Raw genomic sequence first — 14,416 nt, forward strand, 5'->3', positions numbered from 1 at the left:
AGTGCGGCTATGGGCCAGGTGCTCGATATCGCGCCGCTGCGCAGCCTCGTCGCCGTCGCCGACTGCGGCGGTTTCCATCGCGCCGCCGCCGCCCTGCACCTGAGCCAGTCCGCGGTCAGCCAGCATCTGCGCCGGATCGAGGCGGTGGTCGGCGAACCGATAGTGCAACGCTCCGGACGCGGGGTCGCCTTCACCGAGGTCGGCCAGAAGGCACTGCGACATGCCCGCGCGATATTGGCGGCGCACGACAACGCGCTCGAGGACCTGGGTGCGACCGAGCACAAGGTCCTGACCATCGGCGCCACCGAACACGGCGCCGACGTGATGCTGGCCGGCCTGTCCCGGGTGTTGCGTGAGCGTCTCCCTGACCTGCGGGTGCGCTTCCGCCTCGACCGCAACGTGTCGCTGGCCGATTCGATCGATCGCGGTGTGGTCGATCTGGCCATCATGCTCGACGGGGCGGGCCTGGATCGCGCTAATGCATCGGGAGTCGTTCAGTTGCAATGGGTTTCAGCGCGCACGCTGACGCACTCGCCGCGAGAACCGCTGCCGCTGGTGATCTTCGCCGAGCCGTGCACATTGCGCGAGCCGGCCTTCGCAATTCTGGAAAGCCACCATATCGGGTATGAGATCGCCGCCGAGTGCGGCGATTTGTCCGGCCTCTACGCGGCGGTGCGGTCGGGGCTAGGGGTGGCGCTGCTGCCGATGATCGGCAAATTCCCCGACGGGCTCACCCCGGCCGAGGGACTGCCGTCCGCCAACAGCGCCTCGATCCTGGTGCGCGGCCGTGCCGGCATCGACCCCGACCTGCTGGGAACGGTCGACGCTGCGGTGCGCGACTTGCTCGCCGCCGCAACCTGATTCGGCGTGGCCGCTTGAGGCAGATGTTGTCGGTGTAATCGCAGCGCGAGGAACCCGTTAACCGGGGAGCAGCAGCCGCGTCAGCCGTCGCGATGGCGCAGCAGTTCGAACCAGTTGTGGGGAACCCGGCCGCGCGGCCCGGGAACCGACTGATCTTCGGGGCGGCACTCGGGCGGCGCGAGCTCGGGACCCTCGTAATAGTCGTTGGCCTCGTAGTTCCAGAACCAATCCTCACCCGGCTCGAACGACCGGATGATCGGATGACCTGTCTGCTGCCAGTGCTTGGTCGCATGGCGAGAGAAGGAGTCGTCGCAGCAACCGATGTGCCCGCAGGCCGCGCAACGCCGCAAGTGCACCCACCAACCACCGGTCTCGTCGCACTCGACGCAGCCCATACCGCTGGGCGGCACCGAAGGGTCGACAGGAGCAGTCATCGGCACGCCCTCCCTCGTGCATGGCAGCTGTTAGAGCATCTGTGCGGGGATGCTACTCGCCTGTCTCTGCGGCCGGCATCGCACAGCGCCGCGGTCAACTACTCGCGGGAGTTTGCTGCGATACTCTTCCCCGTGGGTTTAAACCAACTTGGTCGCCTCGTGATGCGCGCCGCGCCCGTTTTCAATGCGCCGATCGCGGCGCTGGCCGACTCCCGGCGCTTCGGCAGTCTGCTCAACCGCAACATCACCATGCTGACCTACACGGGTAGACGCTCCGGGCGCACCTTCAGCATCCCGGTGTCTTACCGACGTTCCGGAAACGACATCGTCATCGGCGTCGGCATGCCTGATGCGAAGACGTGGTGGCGCAACTTTCTGAACAGCGGCTGGCCCCTGACCTTGCGCCTCGACGGGGCCGATCGCGCTGGACATGCCGTCGCCCGACAGGACGAAAAAGGATGCGTAACCGTGACCGTGCGGCTCACCGGGGCGAATTCTTGATCTCCACCATGCTGACCGGGGCGAACCGCCGTCGCCGGCGCCGGGCGGAAGCCGCACCAACACAAGGCGTTTGAGTCCTCGGAGGTCGGAAACTGTTTTCCCGTTGGCGCCAGATGCCGATCACGCCATCCTGGTTCACCACAGCACTGGATCACCAGCCGGAGCACCTCGACGTCGACGTCGACGGTTGCCGCATACATTTGCGCGTCTGGGGTGATGCTGACCAACCTCCGGTGGTCCTCGTCCACGGTGGCGGAGCGCACTCGGGTTGGTGGGATCACATCGCGCCGTTCTTGGTCGGCACCCATCGGGTGATCGCACCGGATCTGTCCGGGCACGGTGACAGCGAGCCGCGTAGCAGCTACGACTTGCGTACGTGGGCAAGCGAAGTGATGGCGGCCGCGGCGGCCGCGGGTCCAGCCGGGCGACCGACCATCATCGGTCACAGCATGGGCGGTTGGGTCGTATCCACGGCGGCGATGCACCACAGCCCCCAGATCAACAGCATGCTGGTGATCGACTCTCCGCTGTGGGAGCGCGCCCCGGAGGAAGGCCGGCTGCGCAGGCACAAGCACACCCAGTACCGGACGAAAGATGAGATCCTGGCCCGCTTCACCGCGGTGCCCGCGCAGGATCTGCTCCTGCCCTACGTCCGACAGCACATAGCTTCCGAGTCGGTCCGCAAAACCGGTGATGGATGGATTTGGAAGTTCGATCCGGCGATCTACGGCGGTGAGTTCCTCGAACCGACACCGGCCGACGAGGAGTCGCTGGAGACCATGCTGGCCGCAATGCGTTGCCGGGTAGGCTATTTGCGGTGTGAGGCAGGGCTGGTGCCGCCCGCGATGGCCGAACGGATCCGTTCCCTGCTTCAGCTGCGTGGCCCATTCGTGGAGTTGGCCCTGGCCGGCCACCATCCGATGCTGGACCAGCCCCTCCCCCTCGTCGCGACCTTGCGGACCTTGCTCGAATTTTGGTCGATCACCTAGGGCGCGAACGTCTTACGCGGGCCGTCAGGCCCTGGCGCGCCGGGCCAGTTTCGCGGGTTGGTCGATGATGAGGGCCTTGCCCTGCTGCCGTATCCATCCGCGTTGGGTGAAGTCCGATAACGCTTTGTTGACGGTTTCGCGCGACGAGCCCACGAGTTGGGCGAGTTCCTTCTGCGTGAGGTGATGCTCGACGAGCACCGAGCCCCCGTTGCTGGTGCCGAAACGCATTGCCAGGTCGAGGATTTGCTTGGCTACCCGGGCGGGCACATCGGTAAAGATCAGGTCGCACAGCGTGTTATTGGTATGGCGGAGGCGGCGCGCCAGCACCCGCAGCAGCTGCTCGGCAATTTCGGGGCGCTCGCCGATCCATGTCCGCAGCGCGCGACGGTCCATCCTGACCGCTTCCACCTCGGTCAGGGTGATCACCGTGGAGGTCCGCGGGCCGGGATCGAAGAGCGCCAGCTCACCGAACACGTCCCCGGGACCCAGCACCGCGAAGACGGTTTCGCGACCGTCCGCGGTCTGATGGCGAATCTTCACCGCGCCCGACAAGATGACGTAAAGGTCGTCGCCCAGCTCGCCCTCGACGAAGACGGTGCGCCTGCGCGGGAACGACACGTGCTCCAGGTGGCGAGCTAACGCATCGACCGCGCCGGGGGCGATCCCCTGGAAGATCCCCGCTCGCGCCAATACTTCGTTCACGCCGCCCCTTTCAACGCGTTTCGCACGGCGTTGCGCGCGCTAGGCGCTGCTCCAGAGTGGGGGCGTCTTGGCTCGCTGCCCAGACTTTACACCAGGTCCCAGATTCGTAACGTGGCAGGTCAGGCCCCCGGGCCGGGGCGTGACACAACTCGCCGTTTCGGGAACCGAACGGGCCGCTTACGCCGCCGGCGTGGTGATGGTCGATGCGATGGTCACCTCGGAGTACAGGTTTCCGCACGCATCGCAACCTACCTGATACTCGAGCTTGTGGCCATCGCGTTCGAGGAACCGGTACTGCGCCCACGCCATACACCGCGGGCACCGTGCGCGACCGTGCTCGATTGCCATTCGCCAACCCCTTACTTGCCAAAGACACACTGGAAGTACCCCGTGCCAAGCCGGTCTAACCATTGAGTGTCAACTGGCCGCCGGACGCGTGGCGGGGTCGGCATTTGGGCGCTAGAAGTTCAGCCCCGAGAACATGACCCGGCCGGGATCGTATTTCTGCCGCACGGCGCTCAGTCGCGATAGGTTCGGGCCGAAATAGCGCGACGGCGACTGATTGGCCTCGATGTAGTTCACGTAGCCGCCGACCGAATACTGTTGCACGGCTTGATGTGCCGTGCTGAGCCAGTTGGTTGCGGCCGCCGGATCACCCGTTTCCACATACCACTGCACCAACGCCGACTGACGGCGCCACGGAAAGGCGGTGGCTCCGGGCGCCACCGTGGCGAGGGCACCGTCCAGCGCGTGCATGATGGCGAGCATGCGCCCGGCGCCGCGGGGAAAGGCATTGACTGCCGCGGCGATCCCCTGCGCCACGCCCGCGTTGACGGTGGCAAAGATATCGGATCCGCCGACATATCCGAGCGGTGACGGGTTGAGATTGCCGACGGCCAGATAATTCACCAGGTCCAGGTAGTTGAAGGTGTGGTTCTCGGTGCCCGACGGCTGCACCCCCACCGCCTGGGTGATCGCGGCCGCGGTGCTGTTGCCGGACCCGGCCGGGCAGGTCGCCAGGATGCGGCAGTGCACACCCATCGGGTCGACGGTGGCGTCCGCCAGCGCCCAACTGTTCTGGTCGGCGGTGCGCAGCCAGTTCTGCCAACCGACGAGGACCTGCGCGAACGACTGCGGCGGGAAGTTGAGGTTGACGACGTCGACGTCTTTGGTGGGGAACGTGGCGAAGGTCAGCGCGGTGGTGACGCCGAAGTTGCCGCCACCGCCGCCGCGCAGCGCCCAGAACAGGTCGGGGTTGCTGGCCGCGGACGCGGTGACCGCCTGGCCGTTGGGCAACACCACCGACGCCGACGTCAGCTGGTCGCAGAGCAGGCCGGCGTGCCGGGATTGGGCCCCCATGCCGCCGCCGAGTGCGTGCCCGGCGGCGCCGACCGACGGGCACGTACCGGTTGGGATGCCGCGGCCGGCCGCGGCCAGCGTCCGATGCATCGTGTACAGACTCGTGGCCGGCGTCACCGTGACCTGTCCCGTCGCGGCGTCGTAGTTGGCGTCCCCGGGCAGTTGACGCAGGTCGAGCACCATGGTTCCGTTCGCGGTCGAGGCGCCGATGTAGGAGTGTCCGCCGCTGCGCGGGGCGACCTTCAGGTTGTGGGCGGCAGCGAAGGCCATCGCCTTTTGCACGTCGGTCGCCGATGTCGGGGTGACGACCGCCGCCGGCGTCAACCCGTTGTAGTTTGTGTTGAAAACCTGTTTGGCTCCGGCGAATTGGGGGCTATCCGGGAGCACCACCTTGCCGCCGAGGGCCGTGGACAGTCCCTCCCAACCGGTGGGTCTCGGGTCGGCGGCCACCCGGGGTGCGCCGAGCACCGCACCGGCGGCCAACGCTCCGACGGTGCCCCGCAAAAACATCTGACGCGAGATTTCACGCGCCATCGTCGGGCTCCCGCGATTGCCTCATGCCCCGAATTGTCAACCACGAGAATCGCGGTGCCGCACGACGTGTCGGAGGTTGACCCAAACGTGCTCGAACCGTTACCCGGCGCCTTTGCCGTTGTCGACCCGATAGACCGCGCCGTGGATGGCGGCGGCGGCGTCGCTGGCGAGGAATGCGATGACGTTGGCGACGTCGAGGGGTTGCATCATGCCGCGCGGTGAGGTCGTGCGCATGATCAGGTCGTAGTTGGGATCGTCTGGCGCACTGAACTGTTCGATCTGCGGCGTGAGCATTCCGCCTGGACATACCGCGTTGACGCGCAAGCGATCCGCGGTGTATTCCACGGCCAACGCGCGGGTGAGGCCGATCAGGCCGTGCTTGGCGGCGCAGTAGCCGGCCGAGTAGGCCTGGCCCTCGACGCCGGCGATGGAGCTGACATTGACGATGTTTCCACCGCGCTCCAGCAACTGGGGCAGGGCGGCCCTGCACAGGTAGAACGGTCCGTTGAGGTTGACCGCGAGGTCCTGGTCCCAGTCGTCGTCGGTCATCGACTCCGTACGGCGCATCTGGTGTCGCCCGGCGACGTTGACGAGGACGTCGAGCCCACCGAAGTTACGCACGCACTGCTCGACGGCGTCCCGGCAGGCCTGCACCGATCCGATGTCCACCGACGCAAAGCCGCCGCGCTCGATATCGGCGAAGACGTCGGCTAAGCGTCCGGCATCGCGGCCGATGCCGAAAACCGTTGCGCCCTGGCGGGAGAACAACTTCGCGGTTTCTGCGCCCAGGCCCGACGACGCCCCGGTCACCAACGCGACTTTGTCTTGTAGTGCAGCCATGCCAGTTCCCGTCCATGTTGGTGACAGTCGATTCGGCACACTAGTTGGTGGGCTCTACCAGGAGCGCAACCGCACCACGGCACCGCGTCGAAGATGCGGGGGCGCAACTATTCTCATGCCATATCTGGCGGCGACGTCGGAGACGATCCGCTCGGCCCGCACGCGTCGCCGGATGCGGCGCACGGTGATCATCGCGAGCAGGTTGATGGCCTGCTTGCTCAGTGCGATCCGGCTCGTACGTTTCTTCCAGCTCGGCGGCGTTGAAGCCGCCCGCCGTCCGACCCAATAGCCGAGGCACGTTGCCACCGCCAGCGCGGCGATGACCGCGATTACCGTCACAAGTCGAGCGTCCTTTGTCGCCGTTGCGAGGAGGTCACGCGCAGGCCACACCTCGGCCACCAAGTGCGGGGTCGGTGCGCCGGTCAGCGCCGGAAGACGACCCACCTCATCGCGCTGTACATGTACACCGCCTCACAGCTGCCCGCCGCCAGGCGCGACAGCTGATAGTGAACTCCGGCGGCCGCGAGCGCCGTGGTCACCCCGAGGATGAACGCCAGATAGTTGACGACGACCACCACGGCGTAGGTCACGAGCTGCGGGCCGACCGGGGCGTGGGACCGAAAGTTGAAGATGCGATTGAGGATGTAGCTGAGCGTGAAGGCGCATCCATAGGCAATCGTCACGGCGAGGGGCACCGGAAGGGCAAGCCCGCTGCGCAAGGCCGTCAGGATCGCTAGATCGAGGCCGAAGGTGAAGCCGTTGATCACACAGAACCCGACGAACGTCGGCGCGACGACCACCCTCAGATTGCCCGGCAGCCGACCGACAACCGCCTCGCACCAGTTATGGAACCGGCCGGCCAGACGTGAGTGGTTGACCGAGGGTTCCGCTCGCACCCGAATACGGTGCCATGACCAGGTATCCACTAGATGATCAGTTGGCCAACTTCGGCCGACCGCGCATCGTTCCCGTCGGCTTGCGTCAAGCCCTACCATTCGGGTTGTGGACGAGATGCCCCACTACACGGGCCCGATAGATCCGGCGAACCGCAATGTCTTTGGGGCATGCCTGTCGCTGTTCGGTCTGGGCACCATGATGTTGGCGCTCCTGCTGCTGCTAACGGCCGAGAGCAATCGCGCTGTCGCGTTCAGATTGGAAGCCGGGTTCTTTCCACCGCTGTCCGAATCCGCGGTGCAGTCAGCGCGCACCGAGATCGTCATCGCGGCCGTGTTAGTCGTCCTGTCGACCGCTTCGGCGCTGACGGCGGTGATTTTTCGCTCGACCATCGCGTGGCGGCTCATCGGTGGCGTGACGCTGCTGGCGCTGATCCTCGTCGGCCCGTTACTTTGGGTCTGCTACGACATGGCGTTTTGAATCGGCCGTCCTGCCAACATGATTCGCATCCGATAGCCGATGGTGCGCTGAGCGCGGCGCGGCTACACACGTCATCACGGCGCTCCGAAGAGAGCGTGCCGGCCCGACGGGTTGGCTAATCGTTGCGGCGAGCGTTTCACCGCGTCAGCGGCCGCCGGTGACTAGCAGATGACGGCCGGGCCGCCGGTGAGCGGGCAGTAGGGAGGTACACAGCTCACCGACGTTGTTGAGACGGTGGCGGCGAGCAACAGCGTAAACAAGACTCTCGTAACCTTGTTCATAACCGGAAAGTCTACGTCCAGCGACGATCCCCGGGGCCACACCATAAACGATCCGTAAGTATCGGTCGCGCTTGTCACAATGACAGAGTGACGATGCTGCACGGAACGACGGCGACCGTCCTGACGGTCGCCGTCGTAGCATTTATTGCTGCCAGCCTGTTGCGGTCGCTTCACGGCGTGGTCCGGCACGAGCGTCTCCGCCAGGACTATCGCCGAACAGTTATGGCGATGCGCTGGTGGATGATTCCGGGGGCCATTGGCCAGCTCACCGTGGTGGTCGCTGTCTACGTCGCGCTCGTCAACGTTTTTCCGCTGCTCAGCTGGGGTTGGTGGCGGATGCTGGGCAATAGCGGCAACGTCACTCTCGCACAGACCGGACAGAGCGGTTTGATCTGGAAAGTCGTGGGGGTTGCGGTGCCAATCCTCGCGGCCGCTGTGGTTCCGTGGTTAGCCCATGCCGAAGAGCTGGCGTTTCGCGATAGGGCCGAACGGCAAGGTGTCCGCCGCAAAGTGACGAGGCAAGTCGCCTTCGGGCTGACCCACTTTTGGGCGGGAATTCCGATCGCGGCTTGCTTGGCGCTGACCATCAGCGGGCTGTATTTCCTAATGGTGTACTTGCGTGCCATTGCGGCACTCGGGCCGGAGCTGGCAGCGGCGCAAGAGATGCCCAAGTACGAACGTCTGCCCTACCCCGCGCCGCCCGCCAACCTCGGTCAGCACCCCGACGCCGCGGCGGAATTGCAGAGAGAACGTGAACGCGTGCGGATGGAAAATGAGCGACGACGCAACGAATGGGCCGACAACCTCGGGTATCAGATAACAGCCAGCCGGGACCGTGTTGATCAGGTGAGACGACGTGCGGTCGCCAAGTCCGCCGCCGCGCATGCGGTCAGCAATTGGGTGCTGATTGTTCTGCTCGTGTTGTTCCTCGCGCGGCGAGCGCTGGTGAGTTAGCGGGCGTCGCGGGCGTTGCGGCCTCCGGTGGCCTGGTGGCGCCGCGTTAGTGTGCGTAGGTCGGCTTCCGTGAACAGGCCGACAGAAAAGTTGGGCAATCCATGACAACAGCAGCAGAAGCGTCGGCACTCGAAGCGCGGGTCGGCCACTACTACCGGATCGACGACACTTACCAGGTCGGCCGCGAGAAGGTGCGCGAGTTCGCCCGTGCCGTGCAGGACTATCACCCTGCGCACTGGAAACTCGACGCCGCCGCTCAACTGGGATATTCGGACCTGGTGGCGCCGCTGACGTTCACGTCGGCCCCGGCCATGGCAGCCAATCGGCACCTGTTCGAGTCGGTGGTCATCGGTTACGAGATGTACCTTCAGACCGAAGAAGTCTTCGAGCAGCACCGGCCGATCGTGGCGGGCGACGAGCTGCACATTGACGTCGAACTGTCATCGGTGCGCAGGATCGCCGGCAGAGACCTGATCACCGTGACCAACACGTTCACCGACACCGCCGGCGAGCGGGTGCACACCCTGCACACCACCGTCGTGGGCGTCACCGCCGAGGATGTCGATCCGGCGATCAGAGGCGTCGCGGAGCAAGTGATGATGCACGACGTGAACCTCGCCGGAATCGACTACTCCGAAGCGGACTACCAAAAGACGGTGCGCCCGGCGGACGAGGTGCGGATCGCGCACGGCGGCTCGACCCGCACCCCGGGGACGCGATCCTTCGATGACGTCAAGGTCGGCGACGAATTACCGGTCCGCCACGCCCGACTGTCGCGTGGCGACCTGGTGAACTACTCCGGGGTGGCCTGCGACGCCAACCCGCTCCATTGGGACGAGAACCTCGCCAAATTGGCGGGCCAGCCCGACGTGATCGCCCACGGCATGCTCACCATGGCGTTGGGCGCCGGATTCGGCTCGGCATGGTCAGGCGATCCCGGTGCGGTTACCCGCTACGCGGTGCGGCTGTCCCAACCCGTGATCGTGTCGGCCACCGAGGGCGCCGATATCGAATACAGCGGCCGGATCAAGTCACTGGACCCCGAAACCCGCAGCGGAGTCGTGCTCGTCGGCGCAAAGTCGGCTGGCCGCAAGATATTTGGCCTGGCGACGTTGAACATCCGTTTCCGCTGACGTCTCTTTTGAGCAGCGGCCAGATCACCGGGCCATGTTGGTGAACCGCGACAAATGCAGCTGGTGCGCGACGGTGACCGTCTTGGTGGGGCCGTTGCGGTGCTTGGCGAGAATGAAATCCGCCTCTCCCCCGCGCGGGTCGTCGCGCTCGAACGCGTCGGGCCGGTTCAGCAGGATCACCATGTCCGCATCCTGCTCCAGCGATCCCGACTCACGAAGGTCCGACAACATCGGCTTCTTGTCGGTGCGCTGTTCGGGACCGCGGTTGAGCTGGCTGATCGCGACGACCGGCACCTCGAGCTCCTTGGCCAAAAGCTTGAGATGACGCGAGAATTCGGACACCTCGAGTTGCCGCGACTCGACCTTCTTGCCTGACGACATCAGCTGCAGATAATCGACCACGACCAGACGCAGGTCGGATTTCTGCCGTAGCCGGCGCGCCTTGGCCCGGATCTCCATCATGGTCAGGTTCGGCGAGTCGTCGATATACAGTGGCGCCTCGCTGATTTCGCTCATCCGCCGCGCCAGCCGCGTCCAGTCTTCGTCGCTCATGCGGCCCGACCGCATGTCGGCGAGCTTGATCTTCGCTTCCGCTGACAGCAGCCGCATGACGATCTCGGACTTGCTCATCTCCAGCGAGAAGATCACGCTGGCCATGCGGTGCTTGATCGAGCAAGACCGCAAAAAATCTAATCCGAGGGTGCTTTTGCCCACCCCAGGTCGAGCCGCGACGATGATCATCTGGCCGGCATGCAGGCCGTTGGTCACCTCGTCGAGTTCGGTGAAACCGGTCGGCACGCCGCGCGCGACGCCACCGTTGGAGGCGATGGCGTCGATCTCGTCCATCGTCGGCTGCAGCAGATCCTCGAGCGGAACGAAATCCTCCGACGTCCGGCGCTCGGCGACCTCGTAGATCTCCGCCTGCGCGCGGTCGACGATCTCGGCCACGTCGGCACCCTCGGCGCCGGCGTAGCCGTACTGCACCACCCGGGTGCCGGCCTCCACGAGACGCCTCAGGAGCGCCTTCTCGGCCACGATGGTCGCGTAGTAGCTCGCGTTGGCCGCCGTCGGCACCGTAGAGATCAGCGTGTGCAGATACGGCGCCCCGCCGATCCGGCGCAGCAAGTTGCGGCGGTCCAGTTCCGCGGCGACCGTCACCGCGTCGGCCGGCTCACCACGGCCGTAGAGGTCCAAGATCGCGTCGTACACGTTCTGATGGGCGGGGCGGTAAAAGTCGCCGGGCCGCAGCCGTTCGAGCACATCGGCGATGGCGTCCTTGCTCAGCAGCATGCCGCCCAGCACCGCCTGCTCGGCCGCCATATCCTGCGGGGGCTGCCGCCCGAAGTCCTCGCTAGGTGGCGAAGAATCCATGCCCGACGCCAAGTCATCGACGACCGCCACGGATTCCCTCCTCCCCTGATTCACGCATGCGAACATACATTCGATACTCGATATTGAGGGTAAGTCAAGACGCCGACAATCTGCGCCTCATGGCACCCGCACGCCCGGCGCCGGGACGACGTTAGGCGTTGCTGGCGAGTACGCAAAGGGGGTGCTGTTTATGAAGCTGTGCATCGTGTGTGCATATCCGTCGACACCTGTGTTGAGCGGGGTGTGGAGAACCTGTGGATTAATGCAAAGGGGTGGGACATCGGCGCAGTTACCGGCCATACAACGCCATCAAATTCGTGTGGACAAGAATCTCTACGGCGTGTCGTCGCAGGTTACTGCCCCGGGCGTGTTGGCTTTCCGCCATATTTTCCCCGCGTTACGGGACGGTAAAGCGCACTCCCCGAATGCACCCCAGAACTAGTTCGCCAGGGCGTACGTCCGCGACGCTTGGCAACCCTGGGCGGCGGAGTGCCCGCAGCACAACGAAGCCGGCGGTGGCCGATTATGGCCACCGCCGGGAACGAGCAAATGTCGGGTGCTTAGCTCTGCGCGACTACCTCGAGCGCGACTTCGACGTCGACCTCGGGGTGCAGGTGCACCGCCACCGGGTGTGTCCCGACGGCCTTGATGTGCGACTTGGGCAGCCGCACGATCCGCTTGTCCAGGTTGGGACCGCCGGCCTTCTTGATCGCCGCGACGACATCGCCGGCGGTCACCGAGCCGAACAGCTTGCCCGAATCGGCCGCGGTCTTCACCGGCAGCGAGACCGGGCCCAGCGCCTCGATCGCCGTCTTGAGTTCGTTGGCGTGCCCGAGGTCGCGCACCGCCTTGGTTTCGCGGGCCCGGCGGATATCGTCGGCCTGCTTCTGCGCGCCGCGGGAGGCCACGATCGCCAGGCCGCGCGGGAGCAGGAAGTTGCGGCCGTAACCGTCCTTGACCTCGACAGTGTCGCCGACGGCACCAAGATGGTCGACGTCAGCCGTCAGAATCAGCTTCATCGTTTCGTACTTTCGGTAGGCCCTCGGCGGTTATCGCGCCGAGGAGGTGAAGGGCAGCAGCGCCACTTCGCGGGCATTCTTCACCGCGATGGCGATGTCACGCTGGTGCTGCACACAGTTGCCGGTGACGCGACGCGCACGGATCTTGCCGCGCTCGCTGATGTAGGTACGCAGCAACGCGGTGTCCTTGTAATCGATCGCTTGATCCTTCTTGGCGCAGAAGACACATTTGCGTGCCTTGACCGGCTTTTCCGGAGCCGGCCGCCGCTTGTTGGACTTGGCCATGTCTGTTTTTCTTTCCGTTCTCTATTACTGAAGTTTTTGCAAATCAGAAGGGCGGTTCGTCGTCGCCGCCACCGAACGAGCCCGAGGCGGGCGCGCTGCCCCACGGGTCGTCAGCCGGTGCGCTGCTCGCCGGCGCCGACTGCTGGCGTGAGCCCCCGCCCCCGCCGCCGCCACCGAAGCCGCCGCCTCCGCCGCCACCGCCGCTGCGGCTGGCCTTGTTGACCTTGGCTGTGGCGTAACGCAGCGAGGGGCCGATCTCGTCGACCTCGACCTCGACGACGGTGCGCTTCTCGCCTTCACGAGTTTCGAACGAGCGCTGCTTGAGCCGGCCCGTGACAATCACCCGGGCACCGCGGGTCAGGCTTTCCGCCACGTTCTCGGCGGCTTCGCGCCAGATGTTGCACCGCAGGAACAGCGCCTCGCCGTCTTTCCATTCCCCGCTCTGGCGGTCATAGATCCGGGGGGTCGACGCCACGGTGAAGTTCGCGACGGCGGCACCCGACGGGGTGAACCGCAATTCGGGGTCGGCGGTCAGGTTTCCGACAACAGTGATAGTGGTGTCACCAGCCACAGTTTCCTCCTCGGTCCACGCTGTTCCTCGCCGCTCGGGTGGTGGGTGTCATGAGCGTACTTTCGCTGAGCTCTCCACAGCCTAAGCAGGTGCGCCGACCAGAAGCACGCGACGCAGCCAAGACTGTTAGTGCTTGTCGGTGCGCATCACCTTGGTGCGCAGTACCGACTCGTTGAGGCTCAGCTGACGGTCGAGCTCGGACACCGTCGCCGGCTCGGCCTTCAGGTCGACGACGACGTAGATGCCCTCGGCGTGCTTGGCGATCTCGTAGGCCAGGCGGCGCCGGCCCCAGATGTCCACCTTGTCGACGGATCCACCGTCCTTGCGGACGACGTTGAGGAACGTCTCCAAGGACGGGGCAACGGTGCGTTCGTCGAGCGTGGGGTCAAGAATGACCATGATTTCGTATGGACGCATGGAAACCTCACCACCTCCTCTGGTCTCAAGCGGCCACGGACGATCCGTGGCAGGAGGGTCGCCTGCGTCGGCAACCGCATCAGGCTACCGGATTACGGGCTGACCAGAAAAATCCGGGCGGTCGGGCAACCTCGCTATTGGCGGGCGGCCAGATATTCGTCGGCCCTGGCCACGGTCGCGGCGTCGGCCTTGGCGAGCGCGCCCGAATCGAACGGCGGCTGCGGGTCATATTCGATGAGCAGCTGAGCGGCCTGCGCGGCCTCGCGATCGACGAGCAGTTCCACCAGACGTAGCGCCATGTCGATGCCGCTGGACACACCCGCGGCGGTGATGATCCGCTGCGGCAGGTGCTCGATGACCCGGTGCGGCACGTACCGGGCGCCCAAACCGTTGAGGAGGTCGGCGGCCCGCCAGTGCGTGGTGGCCGTGAGCCCGTCGAGCAGTCCGGCCGCCGCCAGCAGCAGGGCCCCGGTGCACACCGAGGTGGTGAACCGGGTGTGGGGGTGTACCGCCTGCAGCCACGCCCGGATCGTCTCGTCGTGGATCAGCTGTCGGGTGCCGATGCCGCCGGGGAATACCACCACGTCGGGCGCGTCCACGTCGTCGAAGGTGGCGTCGCAGCTGACACCGAGCATCCCGTTCTCCGTGCGTACCTCACCGCGGTGGTGCCCGACGAACACGACGTCGATGGACGGGATGCGTTGCAGCACTTCGTATGGCCCCACCGCGTCGAGCGCGGTGAATCGCGGAAAGAGCGGGATGGCGACCTGGATCATGGCGCCATTCCTCCC

General features: G+C 65.6%; 19 protein-coding genes. 6 read left to right on the forward strand and 13 right to left on the reverse strand.

Annotated elements, in window-relative coordinates; translation table 11 throughout:
- The first annotated feature begins 9 nt into the window (after nt 1-9).
- Nucleotides 10-861, forward strand: coding sequence for a LysR family transcriptional regulator (locus AC5Y5B_RS09380; RefSeq protein ID WP_500005217.1), 852 nt, complete (start codon nt 10-12; stop codon nt 859-861).
- Between the two features lie 80 nt (nt 862-941).
- Here AC5Y5B_RS09380 and AC5Y5B_RS09385 read toward each other — a convergent pair whose 3' ends face one another.
- Nucleotides 942-1,295, reverse strand: a complete 354-nt coding sequence (locus AC5Y5B_RS09385; protein WP_500005218.1) for a UBP-type zinc finger domain-containing protein — start codon at nt 1,293-1,295, stop codon at nt 942-944.
- A gap of 162 nt (nt 1,296-1,457) precedes the next feature.
- Between AC5Y5B_RS09385 and AC5Y5B_RS09390 the strand changes: the two genes are divergently transcribed.
- Nucleotides 1,458-1,796: a nitroreductase/quinone reductase family protein gene (locus AC5Y5B_RS09390; protein ID WP_112632475.1), complete on the forward strand. Its 339-nt coding sequence runs from the start codon at nt 1,458-1,460 to the stop codon at nt 1,794-1,796.
- A 113-nt stretch (nt 1,797-1,909) separates the two neighbouring features.
- Nucleotides 1,910-2,785, forward strand: a complete 876-nt coding sequence (locus AC5Y5B_RS09395) for an alpha/beta fold hydrolase (RefSeq protein ID WP_500005219.1) — start codon at nt 1,910-1,912, stop codon at nt 2,783-2,785.
- A gap of 24 nt (nt 2,786-2,809) precedes the next feature.
- Here AC5Y5B_RS09395 and AC5Y5B_RS09400 read toward each other — a convergent pair whose 3' ends face one another.
- From AC5Y5B_RS09400 to AC5Y5B_RS09425, 6 genes are all read right to left on the reverse strand, one after another.
- The gene (locus tag AC5Y5B_RS09400) at nt 2,810-3,487 is read right to left on the reverse strand and encodes a Crp/Fnr family transcriptional regulator (protein WP_112632474.1); all 678 of its coding nucleotides are present in this window, start codon (nt 3,485-3,487) and stop codon (nt 2,810-2,812) included.
- Between the two features lie 177 nt (nt 3,488-3,664).
- Nucleotides 3,665-3,835, reverse strand: coding sequence for a hypothetical protein (locus tag AC5Y5B_RS09405; protein ID WP_165821771.1), 171 nt, complete (start codon nt 3,833-3,835; stop codon nt 3,665-3,667).
- A gap of 111 nt (nt 3,836-3,946) precedes the next feature.
- Nucleotides 3,947-5,380 carry an FAD-binding oxidoreductase gene (locus AC5Y5B_RS09410; RefSeq protein ID WP_112632473.1) on the reverse strand — a complete coding sequence of 478 codons (1,434 nt, stop codon included), beginning with the start codon at nt 5,378-5,380 and terminating at the stop codon, nt 3,947-3,949.
- Nucleotides 5,381-5,479: 99 nt separating this feature from the next.
- On the reverse strand, nt 5,480-6,220 hold the full coding sequence (locus AC5Y5B_RS09415) for an SDR family NAD(P)-dependent oxidoreductase (protein WP_112632472.1): 741 nt from the start codon (nt 6,218-6,220) through the stop codon (nt 5,480-5,482).
- Nucleotides 6,221-6,274: 54 nt separating this feature from the next.
- Nucleotides 6,275-6,559 (reverse strand): hypothetical protein, encoded by a 285-nt coding sequence (locus AC5Y5B_RS09420; RefSeq protein WP_112632471.1) that lies wholly within the window; start codon nt 6,557-6,559, stop codon nt 6,275-6,277.
- An 83-nt stretch (nt 6,560-6,642) separates the two neighbouring features.
- Nucleotides 6,643-7,116, reverse strand: coding sequence for a GtrA family protein (locus AC5Y5B_RS09425; protein WP_240631705.1), 474 nt, complete (start codon nt 7,114-7,116; stop codon nt 6,643-6,645).
- 106 nt (nt 7,117-7,222) lie between these two features.
- Here AC5Y5B_RS09425 and AC5Y5B_RS09430 point away from each other — a divergent pair, with 106 nt between their 5' ends.
- From AC5Y5B_RS09430 to AC5Y5B_RS09440, 3 genes are all read left to right on the forward strand, one after another.
- Nucleotides 7,223-7,594: a hypothetical protein gene (locus AC5Y5B_RS09430; RefSeq protein ID WP_112632469.1), complete on the forward strand. Its 372-nt coding sequence runs from the start codon at nt 7,223-7,225 to the stop codon at nt 7,592-7,594.
- Between the two features lie 368 nt (nt 7,595-7,962).
- Nucleotides 7,963-8,829 carry a hypothetical protein gene (locus AC5Y5B_RS09435; protein ID WP_112632468.1) on the forward strand — a complete coding sequence of 289 codons (867 nt, stop codon included), beginning with the start codon at nt 7,963-7,965 and terminating at the stop codon, nt 8,827-8,829.
- Nucleotides 8,830-8,930: 101 nt separating this feature from the next.
- Complete coding sequence (locus AC5Y5B_RS09440) at nt 8,931-9,962, forward strand: fused (3R)-hydroxyacyl-ACP dehydratase subunits HadA/HadB (RefSeq protein ID WP_112632467.1); 1,032 nt, start codon at nt 8,931-8,933, stop codon at nt 9,960-9,962.
- A 24-nt stretch (nt 9,963-9,986) separates the two neighbouring features.
- Here AC5Y5B_RS09440 and dnaB read toward each other — a convergent pair whose 3' ends face one another.
- The 6 genes from dnaB to AC5Y5B_RS09470 form a co-directional block, all read right to left on the reverse strand.
- Nucleotides 9,987-11,363 carry a replicative DNA helicase gene (gene dnaB, locus AC5Y5B_RS09445; RefSeq protein ID WP_112632466.1) on the reverse strand — a complete coding sequence of 459 codons (1,377 nt, stop codon included), beginning with the start codon at nt 11,361-11,363 and terminating at the stop codon, nt 9,987-9,989.
- Between the two features lie 530 nt (nt 11,364-11,893).
- Nucleotides 11,894-12,352, reverse strand: a complete 459-nt coding sequence (gene rplI / locus AC5Y5B_RS09450) for a 50S ribosomal protein L9 (RefSeq protein WP_112632465.1) — start codon at nt 12,350-12,352, stop codon at nt 11,894-11,896.
- 30 nt (nt 12,353-12,382) lie between these two features.
- On the reverse strand, nt 12,383-12,637 hold the full coding sequence (rpsR, locus tag AC5Y5B_RS09455; protein ID WP_003874730.1) for a 30S ribosomal protein S18: 255 nt from the start codon (nt 12,635-12,637) through the stop codon (nt 12,383-12,385).
- A 43-nt stretch (nt 12,638-12,680) separates the two neighbouring features.
- Nucleotides 12,681-13,208: a single-stranded DNA-binding protein gene (locus AC5Y5B_RS09460; RefSeq protein WP_112632464.1), complete on the reverse strand. Its 528-nt coding sequence runs from the start codon at nt 13,206-13,208 to the stop codon at nt 12,681-12,683.
- A gap of 126 nt (nt 13,209-13,334) precedes the next feature.
- A complete protein-coding gene (gene rpsF, locus AC5Y5B_RS09465; protein ID WP_007771721.1) occupies nt 13,335-13,625 on the reverse strand; it encodes a 30S ribosomal protein S6 in 291 nt (96 codons plus the stop codon).
- Nucleotides 13,626-13,759: 134 nt separating this feature from the next.
- Nucleotides 13,760-14,401, reverse strand: coding sequence for a DJ-1/PfpI family protein (locus tag AC5Y5B_RS09470; protein ID WP_112632463.1), 642 nt, complete (start codon nt 14,399-14,401; stop codon nt 13,760-13,762).
- Nucleotides 14,402-14,416 lie beyond the last annotated feature (15 nt).

The sequence above is a fragment of the Mycobacterium sp. NGS33 genome, from assembly GCF_059812885.1.

Bases quoted from the DNA above. Each gene is read 5' to 3' on its own strand.
- rplI (WP_112632465.1), bottom strand. From the start codon at position 12,352: ATGAAGCTGATTCTGACGGCTGACGTCGACCATCTTGGTGCCGTCGGC.
- AC5Y5B_RS09440 (WP_112632467.1), top strand. From the start codon at position 8,931: ATGACAACAGCAGCAGAAGCGTCGGCACTCGAAGCGCGGGTCGGCCAC.
- AC5Y5B_RS09385 (WP_500005218.1), bottom strand. From the start codon at position 1,295: ATGACTGCTCCTGTCGACCCTTCGGTGCCGCCCAGCGGTATGGGCTGC.
- AC5Y5B_RS09395 (WP_500005219.1), top strand. From the start codon at position 1,910: ATGCCGATCACGCCATCCTGGTTCACCACAGCACTGGATCACCAGCCG.
- AC5Y5B_RS09390 (WP_112632475.1), top strand. From the start codon at position 1,458: ATGCGCGCCGCGCCCGTTTTCAATGCGCCGATCGCGGCGCTGGCCGAC.
- AC5Y5B_RS09380 (WP_500005217.1), top strand. From the start codon at position 10: ATGGGCCAGGTGCTCGATATCGCGCCGCTGCGCAGCCTCGTCGCCGTC.
- AC5Y5B_RS09470 (WP_112632463.1), bottom strand. From the start codon at position 14,401: ATGATCCAGGTCGCCATCCCGCTCTTTCCGCGATTCACCGCGCTCGAC.
- rpsR (WP_003874730.1), bottom strand. From the start codon at position 12,637: ATGGCCAAGTCCAACAAGCGGCGGCCGGCTCCGGAAAAGCCGGTCAAG.
- rpsF (WP_007771721.1), bottom strand. From the start codon at position 13,625: ATGCGTCCATACGAAATCATGGTCATTCTTGACCCCACGCTCGACGAA.
- AC5Y5B_RS09405 (WP_165821771.1), bottom strand. From the start codon at position 3,835: ATGGCAATCGAGCACGGTCGCGCACGGTGCCCGCGGTGTATGGCGTGG.
- AC5Y5B_RS09415 (WP_112632472.1), bottom strand. From the start codon at position 6,220: ATGGCTGCACTACAAGACAAAGTCGCGTTGGTGACCGGGGCGTCGTCG.
- AC5Y5B_RS09410 (WP_112632473.1), bottom strand. From the start codon at position 5,380: ATGGCGCGTGAAATCTCGCGTCAGATGTTTTTGCGGGGCACCGTCGGA.